Annotated in this window: 17 protein-coding genes; 5 read left to right on the top strand and 12 right to left on the bottom strand. The window is 70.3% G+C overall.

What is annotated here, in order from left to right:
* The first annotated feature begins 22 nt into the window (after positions 1 to 22).
* Positions 23 to 895, top strand: coding sequence for a formyltetrahydrofolate deformylase (gene purU / locus AC3IPY_RS05905; RefSeq protein ID WP_489187329.1), 873 nt, complete (start codon positions 23 to 25; stop codon positions 893 to 895).
* A gap of 165 nt (positions 896 to 1060) precedes the next feature.
* Positions 1061 to 1426: a YrdB family protein gene (locus tag AC3IPY_RS05900; protein ID WP_489187327.1), complete on the top strand. Its 366-nt coding sequence runs from the start codon at positions 1061 to 1063 to the stop codon at positions 1424 to 1426.
* Positions 1427 to 1543: 117 nt separating this feature from the next.
* On the opposite strand, the gene AC3IPY_RS05895 is transcribed toward AC3IPY_RS05900, so the two are convergent.
* Positions 1544 to 2596, bottom strand: a complete 1053-nt coding sequence (locus tag AC3IPY_RS05895; RefSeq protein ID WP_489187326.1) for an ABC transporter permease — start codon at positions 2594 to 2596, stop codon at positions 1544 to 1546.
* Between the two features lie 110 nt (positions 2597 to 2706).
* Between AC3IPY_RS05895 and AC3IPY_RS05890 the strand changes: the two genes are divergently transcribed.
* Positions 2707 to 3297, top strand: a complete 591-nt coding sequence (locus AC3IPY_RS05890; RefSeq protein ID WP_489187325.1) for a TetR/AcrR family transcriptional regulator — start codon at positions 2707 to 2709, stop codon at positions 3295 to 3297.
* A gap of 148 nt (positions 3298 to 3445) precedes the next feature.
* Here the strand turns inward: AC3IPY_RS05890 and AC3IPY_RS05885 are convergent, their stop codons facing one another.
* The 8 genes from AC3IPY_RS05885 to AC3IPY_RS05850 form a co-directional block, all read right to left on the bottom strand.
* On the bottom strand, positions 3446 to 4231 hold the full coding sequence (locus tag AC3IPY_RS05885) for a glucosamine-6-phosphate deaminase (RefSeq protein ID WP_489187323.1): 786 nt from the start codon (positions 4229 to 4231) through the stop codon (positions 3446 to 3448).
* The gene (locus AC3IPY_RS05880) at positions 4216 to 5142 is read right to left on the bottom strand and encodes an ROK family protein (protein WP_489187321.1); all 927 of its coding nucleotides are present in this window, start codon (positions 5140 to 5142) and stop codon (positions 4216 to 4218) included. Before AC3IPY_RS05880 ends, AC3IPY_RS05885 begins: the two co-directional genes overlap by 16 nt.
* Positions 5139 to 6668, bottom strand: coding sequence for a glycoside hydrolase family 3 protein (locus AC3IPY_RS05875; RefSeq protein ID WP_489187320.1), 1530 nt, complete (start codon positions 6666 to 6668; stop codon positions 5139 to 5141). Before AC3IPY_RS05875 ends, AC3IPY_RS05880 begins: the two co-directional genes overlap by 4 nt.
* The gene (locus AC3IPY_RS05870) at positions 6665 to 7489 is read right to left on the bottom strand and encodes a carbohydrate ABC transporter permease (protein WP_489188252.1); all 825 of its coding nucleotides are present in this window, start codon (positions 7487 to 7489) and stop codon (positions 6665 to 6667) included. Before AC3IPY_RS05870 ends, AC3IPY_RS05875 begins: the two co-directional genes overlap by 4 nt.
* Before the next feature lie 101 nt (positions 7490 to 7590).
* Positions 7591 to 8574 (bottom strand): carbohydrate ABC transporter permease, encoded by a 984-nt coding sequence (locus AC3IPY_RS05865; protein WP_489187319.1) that lies wholly within the window; start codon positions 8572 to 8574, stop codon positions 7591 to 7593.
* 131 nt (positions 8575 to 8705) lie between these two features.
* Positions 8706 to 9953, bottom strand: a complete 1248-nt coding sequence (locus AC3IPY_RS05860; protein WP_489187318.1) for an extracellular solute-binding protein — start codon at positions 9951 to 9953, stop codon at positions 8706 to 8708.
* Between the two features lie 69 nt (positions 9954 to 10022).
* On the bottom strand, positions 10023 to 11258 hold the full coding sequence (locus AC3IPY_RS05855) for an ROK family transcriptional regulator (RefSeq protein ID WP_489187317.1): 1236 nt from the start codon (positions 11256 to 11258) through the stop codon (positions 10023 to 10025).
* Positions 11259 to 11530: 272 nt separating this feature from the next.
* A complete protein-coding gene (locus AC3IPY_RS05850) occupies positions 11531 to 12748 on the bottom strand; it encodes an NADP-dependent isocitrate dehydrogenase (protein ID WP_489187316.1) in 1218 nt (405 codons plus the stop codon).
* A gap of 196 nt (positions 12749 to 12944) precedes the next feature.
* On the opposite strand from AC3IPY_RS05850, the gene AC3IPY_RS05845 reads away from it, so the two are divergent.
* The gene (locus AC3IPY_RS05845) at positions 12945 to 13397 is read left to right on the top strand and encodes a GNAT family N-acetyltransferase (RefSeq protein WP_489187315.1); all 453 of its coding nucleotides are present in this window, start codon (positions 12945 to 12947) and stop codon (positions 13395 to 13397) included.
* Positions 13398 to 13438: 41 nt separating this feature from the next.
* Positions 13439 to 13756 (top strand): MGMT family protein, encoded by a 318-nt coding sequence (locus AC3IPY_RS05840; protein WP_489187314.1) that lies wholly within the window; start codon positions 13439 to 13441, stop codon positions 13754 to 13756.
* Between the two features lie 111 nt (positions 13757 to 13867).
* Here the strand turns inward: AC3IPY_RS05840 and AC3IPY_RS05835 are convergent, their stop codons facing one another.
* The 3 genes from AC3IPY_RS05835 to AC3IPY_RS05825 all read right to left on the bottom strand — a co-directional run bounded on the left by AC3IPY_RS05835 (position 13868) and on the right by AC3IPY_RS05825 (position 17221).
* The gene (locus AC3IPY_RS05835; protein WP_489187312.1) at positions 13868 to 15652 is read right to left on the bottom strand and encodes a sensor histidine kinase; all 1785 of its coding nucleotides are present in this window, start codon (positions 15650 to 15652) and stop codon (positions 13868 to 13870) included.
* Positions 15652 to 16314 carry a response regulator gene (locus AC3IPY_RS05830; protein ID WP_489187310.1) on the bottom strand — a complete coding sequence of 221 codons (663 nt, stop codon included), beginning with the start codon at positions 16312 to 16314 and terminating at the stop codon, positions 15652 to 15654. Before AC3IPY_RS05830 ends, AC3IPY_RS05835 begins: the two co-directional genes overlap by 1 nt.
* A gap of 220 nt (positions 16315 to 16534) precedes the next feature.
* Positions 16535 to 17221: an IclR family transcriptional regulator gene (locus tag AC3IPY_RS05825; protein WP_489187308.1), complete on the bottom strand. Its 687-nt coding sequence runs from the start codon at positions 17219 to 17221 to the stop codon at positions 16535 to 16537.
* Positions 17222 to 17284 lie beyond the last annotated feature (63 nt).

Here is a 17284-nt window from a genome sequence, read left to right as displayed (position 1 = left end):
GGGGCCCCGGTACGCTGGGCGGATGACCTCGGCCGCCGCCCCCGAACACCTGAACCACTGGGTCCTGACCCTGAGTTGCCTCGACTCGCCCGGCATCGTGCACGCCATCAGCGGCGCCATCGTCGCCGCCCGCGGAAACATCTCCGAGAGCCAGCAGTTCGCGAGCACCGAGACCGGGCGCTTCTTCATGCGCGTGCAGATCGAGTCCCCTGCGCAGCGCGACGAGTTCGAGGCCGCGCTGCTGCCGGTCACCGCGCGCTGGGACATGACCTGGGAGCTCGACGAGGTCGGCCGGCCGCTGCGCACGCTCGTGCTGGCCTCGACCGCCGGGCACTGCGTCAACGACCTCCTGTTCCGCCAGCACGCCGGCCAACTGCCGATCGAGATCCCGCTGGTGCTCTCGAACCACGGCACGCTGCGTGACCTCGTCGACTTCTACGGGGTGCCGTTCGAGTCGGCGGCCGTGACCTCGCCCGAGGCGAAGGCCGCGTTCGAGGCGCGGGTGCTCGAGGCCGTCGACGCGCATGCCGTCGAGCTCGTCGTGCTCGCCCGGTACATGCAGATCCTCTCGCCCGAGCTGTGCGAGGCGCTCGCGGGCCGCTGCATCAACATCCACCACTCGTTCCTGCCCGGGTTCAAGGGTGCGAACCCGTACCGTCAGGCCCATGCGCGCGGCGTCAAGCTCATCGGCGCGACCGCGCATTTCGTCACGAGCGACCTCGACGAGGGGCCCATCATCGAGCAGAACGTCGTGCGCGTCGACCACTCCCGCTCGGTGTCCGAGCTCGTCGCGATCGGTCAGGACGAAGAGAGCCGCACCCTCAGTCAGGCCGTCAAGTGGTTCGCCGAGCGCCGGGTGCTGCTCGACGGCGCGCGCACGATCATCTTCCGCTGATCGCGTCGCATTCCGGGCGGATGCCTCGAGCAGAATCCTCGAGCAGATGCCCCGAGCGGATGCCTCGATTCCGAAAGCCCTGAGCGGATGCCTCGAGTCGGCCTGCGCCCGTTCGACACCGTTCGAGGCGGTTGCACGCCGCCGCGCGAAGTAGGCTGGACTCCCGTGAGCACCGCAGTCCCCCAGCCCCAACCCAAGATCGGCCCGAACGACATCCTCCGCTTCCTGCTGGAGCTGTTCGCCTTCGTGAGCCTCGGCATCTGGGGCTTCCTGGCCTTCCCGTTGCCGTGGCCCGGCGTGCTCGTCGGCCTCGGGGCACCGGCACTCGCGATCCTGGTGTGGGCGCTCTTCCTCTCGCCGAAGGCCGTGTTCCGCATCGACCTCTTCGGACAGGCCCTGGTCGAGATCGTCGTCTTCACGAGTGCGGCCCTCGCCTGGTGGACGCTCGGCCAGCCCGTCGTCGCGATCGTGTTCGCGGTCGTCGCCGCGGTCAGCGGCCTCATCCATGGTCGCAGCCGGCTGGCCGACTGACCTCGCCGGGTCGCCCGCACCGCGCTGACTCGGTTCCTGCGACGTCTTCCGGGCTGAAGGGCACCCGTCAGGGCCCCTCCAGCCCGGATTCCGTCGCGGGAGCGCGGAGACTCGCGCTCAGGCGGCGACGGCCGCCTCGACGTCGGACTCGGCCCCGCCCGCCGTGCGGAAGTGGCCCACGATCGAGAGCAGCAGGCCGCCGATCGTCCAGGCGCCGAGCACGAGCCACGGGAAGGTGTTGTCGGCTTCGGGGAAGTACGACAGGTTGCGCAGCAGCGTGCCCGCCGCTCCCGGCGGGAACCACTGGCCGACCTCGCCCCACGGGGCCGCGAGGAACTCCTTCGGCGCATTGGCGCTCGAGAGCGGGTTGGCGAAGAGCAGCATGACGACGGGCCCGAACGCGATGCCGGCCCGGCCGATGAGCGCGACGAACCCGGTGATCGGCGCGGCGATGGCCGTGAGCGCGAGGCCGAGGCTCGCGGCATCCACCCAGAAGCCGCCCTGCAGCGCGCCGAACCAGCCGCCGAGGATCGCCGAGAGCACGAGTCCGCCGACGGCGCCGTAGACGACGACCGCGAAGACCCGGCGCATGGCGCCGATGACGAGGAGCGAGATCGCGATGCCGCCCAGCATGCCGCCGAGCACGAGCGGGAACATCGCCGTGGCGATGCCCGTGCCGCGGGGGTCGCTCTCGGCGAGGGGCACGATGTCGGTGACCTCGACGACGATCGTGTCGGGCGCCGGGGCGCCGGCGGCCGCAGCAGCGGCCTGCGCCTGCGCGTTCACGCCCTGCTGCAGGCTCCCGGCGACTCCGGTGAGCATCTGGGCGACGACCGGGCTGCCCGCCGAGGCGATGAGCACCTCTGGCTCGGGTCCGACGATGACCGCACCGTAGACGTCGCGCTGCTCGATCGCCTGCACGGCGGCGTCGCGGTCGTCGACGGTCTCGAGCGCGATGGCGCCGTCGGCATGCTCGTCGATCGCCTCCGAGGCGGCATCGACGGCCTCGGCCGGGCCAGCGATCGCGACCGGGAGGTCTTTCGGTTCGGACGTGACCGAGGGCCACGAGAACGCCAGCACGACCACGCTGACGAGGGCGACGAGGGCGATGGCGATCGCCGTGACACGCAGGAGCGGCGTGTGCGCCTTCATCGCGTCGGGATGCGACATGGATGTTCCTCCACGAGTTCTTGGATAAAAAGCGAATGTTCGTTCTTTATTATGAGCCCGGCCGATAGGCTTGTCAAAGAATGTCCGTTCGGTTTCAGGAGGAGCCCGAAGTGCCCAAGGTCAGCGATGCCCACCGTGCGGCCAGACGCGACGAGATCATCGACGCGGCCCTGCGGTGCTTCAGCGAACGGGGGCTGCAGCGCACCTCGATGGCGGACATCATCGAGGCGTCGGGCCTCTCGGCCGGGGCCATCTACGGACACTTCGCCGGCAAGCAGGAGCTCTTCGCCGCCACGGCCGACCGCGTGCTGAACGCCCGCACCGCCGAGCTCGAGGCACTGCGCGAGGGCGGCGAGGTGCCCTCCCCCGGCGATCTCATGTCGACCATCCTGCACGGCATCGACCGCGAGCCGTTCGGCAGGGTCATCGTGCAGCTGTGGGGCGACGCGGCCGCCGATCCGGCCATCCGCTCGATCGTGCGCGGCGTGTTCGCCCGCCTCCGCGGCCTCATCGCGTCGAACCTGCTGGCGTGGGCCGAGGCCAACCCCGACCGCGTCGACGGCCCACCCGAGCAATGGGCCGCACGCGTCGCCCCCGCCGTCCTCGGCATGGGGCCGGGCTTCCTCCTGCAGCGCGCACTCGTCGAGGACTTCGACGCCGAGGCGTACATCGGCGCGATCCGAGAACTGCTCCCCCACTGAACGGAGCGGGCATGCGGCGCGCGCTCGGCACGCACACCCCGGGAACGACGGATGCCGCGGAGCGGCGCCTCAGCGCGCGCTCCGCGGCATCCGTCCCGTTCGATCGATCCGCCCGGGCTCTCGACCCGAAGAACTCAGGCGAGCGGGCTCAGATGCCCTGCCAGACGGGCTTGTTGTTCCACGCGTGGCGGTAGTACGCCAGGTTCTCGAGCTTGGACGCGGCCGCCTCGTCGACGATCACGGTCGTGTGCGGATGCAACTGCACGGCCGAACCGGGCTGGCTCGCCGTGACCGGCCCCTCGATCGCCGCGGCGATCGCGTCGGCCTTGGCCTCGCCGAACGCGAGCAGCACGAGGTGCCTGGCCCGCAGGATCGTGCCGATGCCCTGGGTCATGCAGTGCATCGGGACGTCTTCGGGCGAATCGAAGAACCGGGCGTTGTCGGCGCGCGTCGCCTCGGTCAGCGTCTTCACGCGCGTGAGCGAGGCGAGCGAGGAACCCGGCTCGTTGAAGCCGATGTGCCCGGTGCGGCCGATGCCGAGGATCTGCAGGTCGACGCCGCCCGCGGCGATGATCGCCGCCTCGTAGTCGCTGCCGGCGTGCTCGACCGAGGCGGGGTCGCCGTTCGGCACGCGGACGAGCTCGGGGGTCAGCCCCAGGGGCTCGACGACCTCGCGCGTGATGACGGCGCGATAGCTCTCGGGGTGCCCCGCCGGAAGCCCGACGTACTCGTCGAGCGCGAACCCGCGCACGCCGCGCACGTCGAGCGCGCCGTCGCCGATGCGGGTCGCGAGCGCGCGATACGTCGCGAGGGGGGTCGAACCGGTGGCCAGGCCGAGGACGGCGTCGGGCTTGCGGTGGATGAGCGAGACGATCGCGTCGGCGACGAGCGCGCCTGCGGCCTGCTCATCGGCGACGACTACGAGTTCTGCCATGAAGGTTCTCCTACCAGCGCAGCACCGACGGCTGCTGCCGGGAATCCGAGGGGAATGACCTGCACGCGTTCCGCGAGGTCGGTGGAGGCGAGGAAAGCGGAATCCCCCGCCCACTCGATCAGGATACGGCGTACGCCGAGCAGGAGCGGTTCGCCGAGCGCCGCGAGTCCCCCGCCGATGACGATGTCGTCGACGTCGGTCGTCAGCGCGAGGAGGCGGACGGCGGATGCCGCGCCGCGGAGGAACTGCTCGCGCACCTCGATCGCCCGCGCGTCGCCGGCGGCCGCGAGGTCGAAGAGCTCGCGTGCCGGAAGCGGGTTGGCGGTCGGCCACATTCGGGCGATCGCGGAGCCCGAGGCGAACGTCTCGAGGCATCCGCGCTGCCCGCAGCTGCAGATCACGCCGGACGGGTCGACCGGGATGTGGCCGATCTCGCCCGCGACGCCGTGCCCCCCGCGCAGGAGCTCGCCGTCGAGCACGATGCCCGCCGCGAGACCCGTGCCGAGGTTGAGGTACGCCATCGAATGCGCCGAGACGCCGTCGGCGACGCCGAGCAGGTGATGCGCGCCGAGCGCGGCGGCCTTCACGTCGTTCTCGACGCGGACCCGGACTCCGAGCTCTTCGGAGAGCCTCGGGCCGAGGTCGAGCCCCTCGAGGCCCAGGTTGACGGCATGCTCGACGCGGCCGGTCGCGGTGTCGACCGCACCGGGGATGCCGATGCCGATCGAGTCGAACGAGGACACGGCGACCCCGGCGAGCTCGCTCATGCGCTGCACGACCTGGCGTGCGGTCGACAGCACGGCCGGTGCGCCGAATCCGGTGGGCAGGCGCACGAGGTCGCTCAGCTCGCCGTCGGAGCCGATGGCGACCGCGGCCGTCTTCGTGCCGCCGATGTCGATGCCGAGCCTCATGTCGCGTCCACCGGGGTTGCGGCGAGGGCTCCGCCGACGAATGCGAGCACGGCCGCACCCAGCAGGCGCGAGGCGCCGAAGGTCGCGACGTCGGCGTAGGCACGATCGTTGGAGGGCCAGCCCATGTCGACCGTCACCACGTCGTCGCGCGACGCGCGGAGCCGGTCGATCGCGTCGACCGCGAACGGATGCCGGTGCAGGTCCTTGCCCACGACGAGCACGGGGCCCGCCAGGAGCTCGGGGGCCCCGAGGCGCTGCTCGTCGGACACGACGACGGCCGCGGCATCCGCGAACCAGTCGGGAGCGCCGTCGGCCGACGCCGAGGCGAACGGCCCCCAGGGAGCGATGCCGACGGCGATGTTGGCCACCGTGTCGATGCGCACGATCGTGCCGACGCGCTCGGCGTCCGCGAGACGCGTGCGCGCGGCATCCGTCACCTCGAAGGCCGCCGCGAACGCCGCGAGCTCCTCGGCGCCGTGCACGGGCTCGAGGCCCGCGGTCGAGGTCGGGACCGCCGGGGCGTCGGAGGCGAGGGCGCGAACCCGCGCCGCCGCCTCGCGGATGCGTTCGGCCGGGATGCGCCCGGCGGCGACCGCGGCCTCGACGGCCGCGCTGATCTCGTCCATCTGCGCGTCGGTGTTCTCGGAGCCGATGCAGAGCAGGTCGCAACCGGCGGCGAGGGCGAGCACGGCAGCCTCGGGGATGCCGTGCACGCCGCTCGCCCCCTTCATGTCGAGGGCGTCGCTGACGATGACGCCCTCGAACCCCAGTTCCTCGCGGAGCAGGCCTTGCAGGATGCGAGGAGACAGGGTGGCCGGGTTCTCCGCATCGAGCTGCGGAAGGAGGAGGTGGCTGGTCATGATCGTGCGGGTGCCCGATGCGATCGCCGCTCGGAACGGCACGAGCTCGCGTTCGCGGAGCACGTCGAGCGATTCGTCGACGACCGGCAGCGCGAGATGCGAGTCCGTCGCGGTGTCGCCGTGGCCGGGGAAGTGCTTGGCGCTCGCGGCGACGCCCGTGGACTGCACGCCGCGGATCCAGGCCGACGTGTGCCGCGCGACGAGTTCGGGATCCGTGCCGAAGCTGCGGACGCCGATGACGGGGTTGTCGGGGTTGGAGTTCACGTCGACGTCGGGGGCGAAGGTCACCGTGCAGCCCGTGGCCGCCAGCGCCGCGCCGACCTCGCGGGCGACCCGCTCGGTCAGCTCGGTCTCGTCGAGTCGGCCCAGCACCGCGTTGCCCGGGTACGGGGCGCCGCGGTCGTAGAAGAGCCGCGTGACGTCGCCGCCCTCCTCGTCGATCGCGACGACCGCGAGCGGGTTCGCCTCGCGCAGGCTCGCGTTGAGCGAGCGGAGCTGCTCGGCGTCGACGATGTTCGGACCGAACACGCAGACGCCGCCGAGGCCGTCGCGGAGCCTCGCGAGCAGCCACTCGGGCGCCGTGGTGCCGACGAACCCCGGGAGCAGGGTCGTGTGGATGTCCCGGCGCAGCTCGCTGGCCGCGCCGGGGTGGTGCTGCTCGCTCATCCCTTGACGGCTCCGCTCACGAGGCCGCCGGTCATGCGGCCCTGCACGAAGAGGAAGAAGATCACGACGGGCAGCGCGATGAGCGTGGACCCGGCCATGACGGCACCCCAGTTCGTCGCCTCGGTCGCCGACTGGAAGGAGTTCAGCCACGGCGGCAGGGTGAGGTTGTAGCCCTTGAGGAAGAGCAGCGCCATGAGGAACTCGTTCCAGCTCTGGATGAACGCGAAGATGCCGGTCGACACCAGGCCGGGAGCCAGCAGCGGGAAGGTGACCTTCCAGAACGCCTGGGCCTTCGTGCAGCCGTCGATCTGGGCGGCCTCCTCGAGGTCGGCGGGCACGCCGGCGACGAAGCCGCGCAGGGTCCAGATCGTGAACGGCACGACGGAGGCGAGGTGCACGATGAACAACCCGACGAGGGTGTTCATGAGGTGCCAGTCGTCGACCATGTTGTAGATCGTGAACATCATCGCCTCGCCGGGCACCATCTGCACGACGAGCACGGAGACGATGAACACGTACCGGCCGCGGAACGCGAACCGGGCGATCGCGATCGACGCGAGGAATGCGAAGATCGCGCAGACGATGACGACCGCGATCGCCACGATCAGGCTCGAGGCGAGCGCGTGCGGGAAGTCGGTCTGGCCGGGGGCCGCCTCGCGGGTCCACGCCGTGATGTAGTTCTTGAAGGTGAACTCGGTCGGGAAGAAGCTCGGGTTGCGGCTGATGATCTGGTTCGACGGGGTGAACGACATGTTCACCATCCAGTAGACCGGGAAGACCGAGCAGAGGAACACCAGGATCGCGACCGTGTTGATGACGATCTTGGGCGCCCCGAAGCGATGCGTACGACGGGGCTTCTGGGTACGGGGGGTCACCGCCGACGGGGTCTCGGCGAGCTGGACGGCGGGAGAGATCTGCGTGGTCACGCTTCCTCCTCCTTCAGGCTGGAACGGACGTTGTAGTAGGAGATGCCCATCAGGAGGAGGACCATGAACACGCCGATGGCGGCGGTCACGCCGAACTCGCCGAGGCCCTGGCGGAAGAGGTAGGTGCCGAGCACGTTCGTCTCGGAGGCGAGGCCGCCCTGCTGTTGCAGCGCGTAGACCTGCGTGAAGATGCGGAGGTTCCAGATCGTCTCGAGCACGATCACCGCCGTGAGCACGTTGCGCATGTACGGCAGGACGATGAGGCGGAACCGCTGCCAAGCGCCCGCGCCGTCGAGCTGCGAGGCCTCGAGCACCTCGTCGGGCACCTGGCCGAGGCCGGCGTAGAAGGTGAACACCGCGAACGGGATGGACTGCCAGACGATGATGATGACGAGCACCATCATGAACGACCAGGGGTTGGCGAGCCAGCCGTGGCCGCGGAAGTCCTGCGTGCCGGTGATGGTGTTCAGCGCCCAGTTGACGAGACCGTAGTCGGTGTCGAAGATCCAGCCCCAGACGACGGTCGCCGACAGCGGCGGCATCGCCCAGGCGAGCAGGAGGCCGACGGAGACGAGGAGGCGCCACCCCTTCGTGAGCCGCAGCATGAGCAGTGCGATCAGCATGCCGCCGATCACGATGAGCACGGTCAGCACGACCATGAGTCCCAGGCTTCGGGCGAGCACCGCCGGGAAGTCGGACTTGGTGAAGACCTCGAGGTAGTTGTCGAACCCGACGAAGTTCGCCGGGGTGTCGAGCATCTTGTTCTTGATCTCGAGGTCGGTGAACGACGTGATGAACATCACGATCGTCGGGTAGACGACCATGACGCCCAGGAGCACGATGCTGGGGGCGAGCAGCATCCACGGCGCGAACGGGAACTTGTTCTTCTTGGGGGCGCGACCGGCGGAGGAATCGGGTCGTGGGGGGCGGGTACCGGGCGTGCGCGGCGCTGCGTCGTGTTCCGTGAGGGTTGCGCTCATCGGCTGCTCCTCGGGTGGTTCGCGGCGGGACCGCGGTGGGACTGATGGTACGCCGGGCGGGGGCTCTCCCGGCAGGGGAACGGGGGGCGGAGCTGTGTGGGACTCCGCCCCCCGCGCTGGGTCAACAGCGACTAGCTGTTGAGGATGTCCTCGATCTGCTTGTCGAGGTCGGTGGCGATCGACTTCACGTCGCCGCCCTGGGCGATCTTGACGAGCGCCTCCTGGATGATCTGCGCAGCCTCGACCTCGGCCCACTTGGGCGTCGTCGGGGTGACCTGCGAGTTCTCGAGCGCGACGGCCTGGGCCTTGGCGATCTCGGTGTCGGGCAGGTTCGCCGCCGAAGCGGTGAGGCCCGGGGTCAGGCCACCGGCGGCCAGGAGGTCCTGGTAGCCGGCGCTCGCCATGATGTCGAGCGCGGCGCGAGCCTGCTCGGGGTTGGCGCTCTTCGTGGCGACGGCGATGTTCGAGCCGCCGGCGAAGATCGGAGCGGTCTCGCCCGCCTCGAGGCCCGGGAGGGCGAAGGCGTGCAGGTCCGAACCGTAGGTGTCGGGGCAGCCGGGCGCGTCGGCGTCGGCCGGCGCGGTGATCGACCACTGCACCCACGCGGGAGCCGAGAGGAAGACGTCTTCACCGGCGCAGAAGGGAACCTGCGGGTCGGTCTCGTCGCCGTCCTTGGCCGCGTTGGACGCGTTGACGTACACGTCCTGCAGCTGCGTCAGGCCCTCGATGCCGCCTTCGCTGGAGAAGCCGGCCTTCCAGGTGTCGCCGTCCTGCTCGGCGATGAATCCGCCGTGCGACCAGACGTAGGGAAGGGCGTTGTACCAGTCGCGGCCCGGTGCCCAGATGCCCGACACCGTGTCGGTCTTGCGCTCCTTGCCCGTGGCGACGTACTCGTCGAGCGTGGTGGGGATCGCCGTGTCGCCGAGGATCTGCTGGCTGTAGAAGACGATGCGGCCACCGGCGTAGTACGGGGCGGCGTAGAGGTCGCCGTCGTACGTCGCCGACTGCACGAGGCCCGGCAGGTAGTCGTCGGTCGCGAAGTCGTCGAGCGGCAGGAACAGGCCCTGGTCCGCGAAGCTCGCGGTCTGGGTGTTGCCGACCTCGACCACGTCGGGCGAGTCGTTCGACTGGAGCGCAGCAGCGTAGGTGTCGCTCACGTCGGCCCAGGTCTTCTCCTCGACCGTGAGCTTCCAGCCCTCGTTCTCGGATTCGAACGTGTCCTTGAGGTAGGCACGCGCGTCATCGGGGGTGTCGGTGCCGACGACCCACACGGTGATGCTGCCGCCGTCGGACGACGCCGAGTCACTGCCACCGGTGCTGCAACCGGCGAGGGTCAGGGCAGCAGCGGCGCCGAGCGCCACAATGCCGAGTTTCCTCATTTGCGTTTCCTTTCATGGGGTGTGGGCGACAGCGGGGGTTCGCTGCACCCTTGGTGCGTGGGGCCTCGGTCAGGAGACCCCGAGTTGTCCGGAGAGGACCATGACGGCCGCGCCGCGAAGGACGATGTCCTGCGCCTGCTCGGTCATCCGGAGCCTCAGATCACGGTTGTGTTCCGCCATCGTCCGCGTCCGGAGCGTTTCGACGGCCGCGAGTGCGAGCGGACCGTCAAGCAGTTCGGCGGGGCCGCTGAGCGCGACCTCCGACAGGTTGAGGGCACCGACGACCGGTGCCAGCACGATGCCGAGCCTGCGCCCGGCCTCGGTGAGGATCGCCTCGCGGTCGGATGCCGCGTGCTCGCCGTTCTCGACGGCGTCGAGCTGCGCGGTGAGCCGAGGCACGGCCAGCCAGGTCTCGAGGCAGCCGTTCTTGCCGCATGCGCAGCGGGGACCGCCGTCGGTGCCGACGATGACGTGGCCGATCTCGCCCGCGGCGAAGCCGCCGCCGATGACCGGCCGACCGCCGATGATGAGGCCGGCGCCGACACCGTGGCCGACCTTGACGAGGAGGAGGTCGTCGCTCGTGGAAGCGCCGTGCTCGGCGAGCACCGCGACGTTCGCGTCGTTGCCGACGTGCACGGGAAGGGCGAACGCGGCATGCAGCCGGCCCTGGAGGTCGAGGCCCTGCCAGCCGAGGTTGGGGGCGAGCCGGATGACGCCGTTGGGGTCGACGACACCCGGCGATCCGACGCCGATGCCGAGCACCGGGGCGGTCGCGGCGGCGACGAGCCTGGCCACCAGGTCGTCGACGAGCGCGACGGCGGCCTCGCCCGTCGCGCCGTCGCGTGCGACCTCTGCACGTGCGACGATGCCGCCGTCGAGGTCGACGACGGCGCCGAGGAAGCGCTCGTGGTCGGAGAGGTCGACGCCGACGATCTGGAAGGCTGCCCGGTCGACGTCGATGAGGATCGCGGGCTTGCCCGGCCGCGCGATCTCGCGCTGGCCGAGCTCGACGACGAGCCCCTCGGCGATGAGCTCGGCGACCAGGTCGGAGATGGTCACGCGGGTCAGCCCGGTCTCGCGCGCGACATCCGCTCGGCTCTGCGCGCCCGCGGTGTAGAGCGTCTGCAGCACGAGGGCCCGGTTGTGGCTGCGGGCGTGCTCGGGGAGCACCTTGCCTGTGGGGCGGAGGGCCCGCGACCTGGTGAAGATCGGGGCGTCGACGAACGGCGTGGTCAGCACGTCTGCGCCGACCCCCTGGGGAGTCGGGCTCTCGAGGATCGTGCCTCGCTGCGCCTCCGTTGACATGTTTGTTAGTAAAGCTTACGAACAAATGAATTGCAAGACTTCATCCGAGCTTTTCCGCCTCGTTACCGTTTCGTGATCGTGTTCTCGGCCGCGTCGCGAACGCCATGCCTTTCTGAGGAGATCTTCGGGGCTCACGGGTTGGATCGGGGCACCTGCTCCTGAGAAGGGCCATGTTTCGAGGGGTCGTCCCTGAGAAAGGAGAGGGCAGCCGGGGCATACGAGGACGGGGGTCGGATGCCGCGGCACCCGACCCCCGTCTCGAGGCGTGTCGACTACGCGGCGACGCGCGCCTTCAGGTTGTCGGACAGCGTCTGGAGGAACTCCTCGGTCGTCTGGTAGGCCTGCTCGGGGCCGACGAGGGCCGCGAGGTCCTTCGTCATGGCGCCCGACTCGACCGTCTTGATGACGACGTCTTCGAGGGTCAGCGAGAAGTCGATGAGCTCCTGGTTGCCGTCGAGCTTGCCGCGGTGCGCGAGGCCGCGCGTCCAGGCGTAGATCGAGGCGATCGGGTTCGTCGACGTGGGCTTGCCCTGCTGGTGCTGGCGGTAGTGGCGCGTGACCGTGCCGTGCGCCGCCTCGGCCTCGACGACCTTGCCGTCGGGCGTGGCCAGCACGCTGGTCATGAGGCCGAGCGAGCCGAAGCCCTGCGCGACGGTGTCGGACTGCACGTCGCCGTCGTAGTTCTTGCAGGCCCAGACATAGCCGCCCTCCCACTTGAGCGAGGCCGCGACCATGTCGTCGATGAGGCGGTGCTCGTAGGTGAGGCCGGCATCGTCGAACGCCTGCTTGAACTCGGCGTCGAAGACCTCCTGGAACAGGTCCTTGAAGCGGCCGTCGTAAGCCTTGAGGATCGTGTTCTTGGTGGAGAGGTACACCGGGTAGTTGCGCGAGAGGCCGTAGTTCAGCGAGGCGCGCGCGAAGTCGCGGATCGACTCGTCGAGGTTGTACATGCCCATGGCGACGCCCGAGCCCGGCGACTGGAAGACCTCGAACTGCTGGGGCTCGGAGCCGTCCTTCGGGGTGAAGGTCATCGTGAGCGTGCCCTCGCCCTCGAAGCGGAAGTCGGTGGCGCGGTACTGGTCGCCGAACGCGTGGCGGCCGACGATGATCGGCTTGTTCCAGCCGGGCACGAGGCGCGGGATGTTCGAGATGATGATGGGCTCGCGGAAGATGACGCCGCCGAGGATGTTGCGGATCGTGCCGTTCGGCGAACGCCACATCTTCTTCAGGCCGAACTCCTCGACGCGGGCCTCGTCGGGCGTGATGGTCGCGCACTTGACGCCGACGCCGTGCTTCTGGATCGCGTGCGCCGCGTCGACCGTGATCTGGTCGTCGGTCTCGTCGCGCTTCTGGATCGACAGGTCGTAGTACTCGAGGTCGATGTCGAGGTACGGGTGGATGAGCTGGTCCTTGATGGCCTGCCAGATGATGCGGGTCATCTCGTCGCCGTCGAGTTCGACGACGGTGCCTTCAACCTTGATCTTGGACACGGTGCGTGGTCTCCTTGCGGTCGTTCGGGGAAAATCGAGGAAGTCTCGAGAGGGGCGCGCGAACGCCAACGGAGAGTTTACCGCGTCGCCCGGAATATCTTGACATCGAGACATTCACGCCTCGTCCACGCCCTGTTCTCCACAGAATGACGACTCGGCTACCGACACCGGCACCGCACGGGTTAGCCTTGGCTGCATGGCTGAGCTGCTTCTGGAAGAACTGAACGCGTCCAACATCGTGGCGGCGAACACGCTCTCGCTCAAGCCCGGCCAGGAGCAGTTCATCGCTCCCGTCACCTACTCCGCCGAGGCGACGGTCGTGAACCCGGCCACCTCGTGGCAGCGCATCGTGACCCTCGACGGCCGTGTCGTCGGCTTCATCCACGGCAACTTCGACCCCGAGAACGCGCACGAAGAGTTCCGCGCCTGCATCTGGCGCATCAACGTCGACGCCGATGTGCAGGGCAAGGGCGTCGGCCGCTTCCTCACCAAGTCCCTCGCGAAAGAGGCCAAGCAGCGCGGCTTCGACCGCATCACCGTGCTCTGGGAGCCGGGCGAAGAGGGGCCGGAGGCGTTCTTCCACCGCATCGGCTTCGTCGACATCGGCGAGACCGCCTACGGCGACGTGATCGGCGCGCTCGAGCTCTGAGGCCGCGCGCGCCGGCACAGCACACGAGAAGAGCAGAGCGGATGCCGCAGCAGCAGCCCGTCGGCTTCGTCGAGGCCGTGCTCACCGTGGTGGCCGACATCCCCGCGGGGCAGGTCGCGACCTACGGCGACGTCGCGGCGCTGCTCGGATCCCGCGGGGCCCGCGCCGTCGGCGGGGTCATGGCCAGGTACGGATCCGACACCCCGTGGTGGCGGGTCGTGCGGGCCGGCGGTCATCCGCCGTCGGGGCACGCCGAGTCCGCGCGAGGGCATTACGAGCGCGAGGGCACCCCGCTCGTGCCTGCGCCGGGCGACGACGGGTACCGCATCGACCTCTCCGTCGCCCGCTGGCGACCGTAGCCCACGTCGGTCGAGCAGCACCGCCGGTCGAGGAGCGACGAAGGAGCGTATCGAGACCGAGACTCGCGTGCGGGCCTCGATACGGCGCTGACGCGCCCACTCGACCAGCGACTACTCGACCGGCGGCGCGAGCGGGATCCGCACGACGACGGTCGTGCCCGCCCCCGGCGGACTCTCGACCCTGATGGTGCCGTCGACGGCGTCGACGCGGTCGCTGATGCCGAGCATGCCGGTGCCGGCGTCGACGGACGCCCCGCCGACGCCGTTGTCGCGCACCTCGAGCAGGAGCTCGTCGCCGACCACATGCGCCCCGACCCAGGCCCGGGTGGCGCGCGAGTGCTTCGCGACGTTCGCGAGCGTCTCGGCGAGCACGAAGTACGCGGTGGACTCGATGATCTCGGGCAGCCGGCCCTCGGCCTGCACGTCGACCTCGACCGGCACGGGGCAGCGGCCGGCGACCTCGGGCACCGCGAGCGCGAGCCCGCCCGAGGAGAGCAGGCTGGGGTGGATGCCGTGGGCGAGCTCGCGCAGGTCGCGCAGCGCCTGGTTGAGCATGGCGATCGTCTGCTCGAGGTCCTCGGCGAGCGCGGCGTCTCCGGCGTCGCGGGCGGCGTTCGCCGCGAGCCGCAGCCGCATGCCGAGGGAGACGAGGTGCTGCTGCGCCCCGTCGTGCAGGTCGCGCTCGATGCGCCTGCGGGCCTCGACGCCCGCCTCGACGATGCGCTGGCGCGACTGGCGCACCTGCTCGAGCGTGCGCTCGATCTCGGAGCGCAGGCGCCCGTTGTCGACCGAGAGCCGCAGCGCGCTGGAGACCCCGTCGAGCAGGCGCATGTTGTCGGTCAGCACCCGGTCGTGGCGGATGAGCGCGATCGGCGTGCCGAGCGGGGAGGCGACGGGCAGCACGCCCCGGCCTCGTCGGGTGTCGGCATCCTCCTCGGTGATGGGTTCGCCCGCGGCATCCGCGTACCTGCCCTTCGCCTCGTCCCACCAGTAGACGCGCACCGAGTCGTCGCGGAGGGTGCGCGCGAGGGACTCGGCCCAGAGGCCGCGGTCGGCGCCCTCGCGCGTGATGCGCATGAGGTCGGCGACGCGGGCGCGCATGTTGCGTGCGTGCGCGATGCCGGCGTCGAAGCTCACGGGAATGGAGGCGATCGCCACGAGCGACACGGTCGCGAGCACGCCGTCGTCGGCGGCGGTCGCGTAGTTCACGGCCTGCGCCGCGAGCGTGAGCGCCCAGGCGAGCAGGGCGACCGGCATGAGGAACGCGACGGTGCGGGCCGGCACGCTCGCCCGCATCCAGCGCACGAGCAGTCGACCGGCGATCACGAGGGCCAGTGCTCCCCCGATGACGCGGTACCCCGTGTCGACCGCGGCGAAGAGCGCCGGCGCCTCACCGATGCGGTACGCGTTCGGGGCGCAGTCGCAGGGGTTGGCGTCGGGCCCGGCGAAGAGCACGACCACGACGAGGTTCACGAGGAAGGAGGCCAGGGCGATCGCGGCGATCGTGCGGTCGAACCGTCCGCTCAGCCGCCCCTTGGGGTACACCAGCACGAGGATGCCGGCGATGACGGCCCAGGCGAGGTCGACGCCGCGCACGATCGGCCAGACCCACTCCCATTCGCCGATGACCCGGTAGATGGACTGCGGGATCCAGAGCACGACGAAGGCGATCATGAGTCGCGCCGGTGCGCGCGCGGGGCCGATGTGCCACGCCACGCCCGCGCAGGCCGCGAAGACGAGCGGCACCATCGCGTGCAGCGTCGAGTACGAGACCTCGGGCCGGGCGGCGACGGGCGTCGCGAGGAATCCGCCGATCTCCATGGCCAGGCTGAGGGCGACGGCCAGGGTGATCGTGATCGTGCGCTTGATGATCCGGCCCTTGCGGCCGGGGGCCATCACCTCTCGCCGAGGAGGGTGAGCACGGCCAGCACGCGGCGGTGGTGCTCGGGCGACTCCTCGAGGTCGAGCTTCTGCAGGATGCTGCGCACATGCGTCTCGACCGTCTTCAGCCCGAGGAACAGGGTCTGGGCGATGCCGCCGTTCGAGTAGCCCTGCGCCATGAGTTCGAGCACCGAGCGTTCGCGCTCGGTCAGCCGCGAGATGGGGTCGTCGGCGCGCGAGCGCTTGACGAGCTGCTCGACGACCTCGGGGTCGACGACCGAGCCTCCGCCGGCGACCGTCTCGATCGCACGCACGAGCGTCTCGGGTTCGGAGACGCGCTCCTTGAGCAGGTAGCCGGTGCCGCTGCCAGCCTGCATGACCCTCAGCGCGTACTCGGGCGTCGCGTACATCGAGAGCAGCAGCACGCCGATCTCGGAGCCGCTCGCCCGGATCTGCTCGAGCGCGATGATGCCCTCGTCGCGATGCGTCGGCGGCATGCGGATGTCGAGCACGGCGGCGTCGATGCCGCCGGCGCGCACGATCTCGACGAGCTCGTCGCCCGTGCCGACCGACGCGACCACGTCGACGCCGCCGCCCTCGAGCACCTTCGCGATGCCCTCGCGCAGCAGCAGGGCATCATCGGCGATGGCGACGCGCAGGGGGGAGGCGTCGTTCATGGCACCCTCCGGTCGTCAGGCACGAGAACGCGGCGGCAGCCGCTTCCCGAAAACCTATCGTGCGCCGGGCGGCGCCTGTACCCCCAAACTGGGGGCGCATCGGCGGCGCCGCGCGGCCGGGCGCGACGAGCGGGCCGTGTCGCGGCATCCGCTCGGCTGACAGCGAGGGCCCGGTCGCGGCATCCGCTCGGGTGAACGGATGCCGCGACGCGGCCGGCACTCACCTGCTCGAAGGCCGAAGGGCGTCGCCCAGCGCGCGCTCGACCGCGCGTGCCGTGGCGATAACCGTCGGGCCGTAGCGCTCAGCCTGCGCGAGCGCCGTCGCGCCGGTGACCGACACCGCACCGACCACGTCGCCACGACGGTCGAGCACGGGCGCGGCAGCACAGAACAAGCCGAGACGCGACTCCTCGACATCGAACGCGATCCCCGTCCTGCGCACGTGGGCGAGCTCCGCCCTGAGGCTTTCCCCACTCGTCATCGTCTTCGGCGTGAGAGGTTCGAGGGCGCCCCCGACGAACTCCGCGACGATACCCGGATCCGAGAACGCGAGCATCGCCTTGCCAAGAGCCGTGGCGTGCATCGAGCCGCGTCCGCCGAGCCTGGAGTGCGGGACCATGAGCGCCGCGGAGGAGATCTTCTCGAGGTACACGATGTGGTCGCCTTCACGTGTCGCGAGGTTCGCCGTCAACTTCGTGACCTCGGCCAACGTGTGCAGGTATGGCGCCGCGGCGTCACGCAGTGTCGCCGGAGCATGCGCCATGCTCCCGAGTTCGAACAGCCGCATTCCCAGCCGAACCCCGTCGGGTCCGCGCTCGAGCGCACCCCACTCGACGAGGTCGGAGACGAGTCGATGGGTGGTAGAACGTGGCGTTCCCGAACGGCGAGCCAGGTCGCGGACGCTCATCCGGGGACGGTCGGGCGTGAAGGTGTCCAGGAGGCGGAGTGCACGCAGGAGTGACGAACCTCC

The organism is Agromyces sp. GL_144 (assembly GCF_057834305.1).
Note: the sequence above shows the minus strand (reverse complement) of the source record. Positions and strands in the feature narration are given on the sequence as shown.

Bases quoted from the DNA above. Each gene is read 5' to 3' on its own strand.
- AC3IPY_RS05840 (WP_489187314.1), top strand. From the start codon at position 13,439: ATGCCGCAGCAGCAGCCCGTCGGCTTCGTCGAGGCCGTGCTCACCGTG.
- AC3IPY_RS05825 (WP_489187308.1), bottom strand. From the start codon at position 17,221: ATGAGCGTCCGCGACCTGGCTCGCCGTTCGGGAACGCCACGTTCTACC.
- purU (WP_489187329.1), top strand. From the start codon at position 23: ATGACCTCGGCCGCCGCCCCCGAACACCTGAACCACTGGGTCCTGACC.
- AC3IPY_RS05845 (WP_489187315.1), top strand. From the start codon at position 12,945: ATGGCTGAGCTGCTTCTGGAAGAACTGAACGCGTCCAACATCGTGGCG.
- AC3IPY_RS05875 (WP_489187320.1), bottom strand. From the start codon at position 6,668: ATGAGCGAGCAGCACCACCCCGGCGCGGCCAGCGAGCTGCGCCGGGAC.
- AC3IPY_RS05860 (WP_489187318.1), bottom strand. From the start codon at position 9,953: ATGAGGAAACTCGGCATTGTGGCGCTCGGCGCCGCTGCTGCCCTGACC.
- AC3IPY_RS05835 (WP_489187312.1), bottom strand. From the start codon at position 15,652: ATGGCCCCCGGCCGCAAGGGCCGGATCATCAAGCGCACGATCACGATC.
- AC3IPY_RS05855 (WP_489187317.1), bottom strand. From the start codon at position 11,258: ATGTCAACGGAGGCGCAGCGAGGCACGATCCTCGAGAGCCCGACTCCC.
- AC3IPY_RS05885 (WP_489187323.1), bottom strand. From the start codon at position 4,231: ATGGCAGAACTCGTAGTCGTCGCCGATGAGCAGGCCGCAGGCGCGCTC.
- AC3IPY_RS05895 (WP_489187326.1), bottom strand. From the start codon at position 2,596: ATGTCGCATCCCGACGCGATGAAGGCGCACACGCCGCTCCTGCGTGTC.
- AC3IPY_RS05830 (WP_489187310.1), bottom strand. From the start codon at position 16,314: ATGAACGACGCCTCCCCCCTGCGCGTCGCCATCGCCGATGATGCCCTG.
- AC3IPY_RS05865 (WP_489187319.1), bottom strand. From the start codon at position 8,574: ATGAGCGCAACCCTCACGGAACACGACGCAGCGCCGCGCACGCCCGGT.
- AC3IPY_RS05880 (WP_489187321.1), bottom strand. From the start codon at position 5,142: ATGAGGCTCGGCATCGACATCGGCGGCACGAAGACGGCCGCGGTCGCC.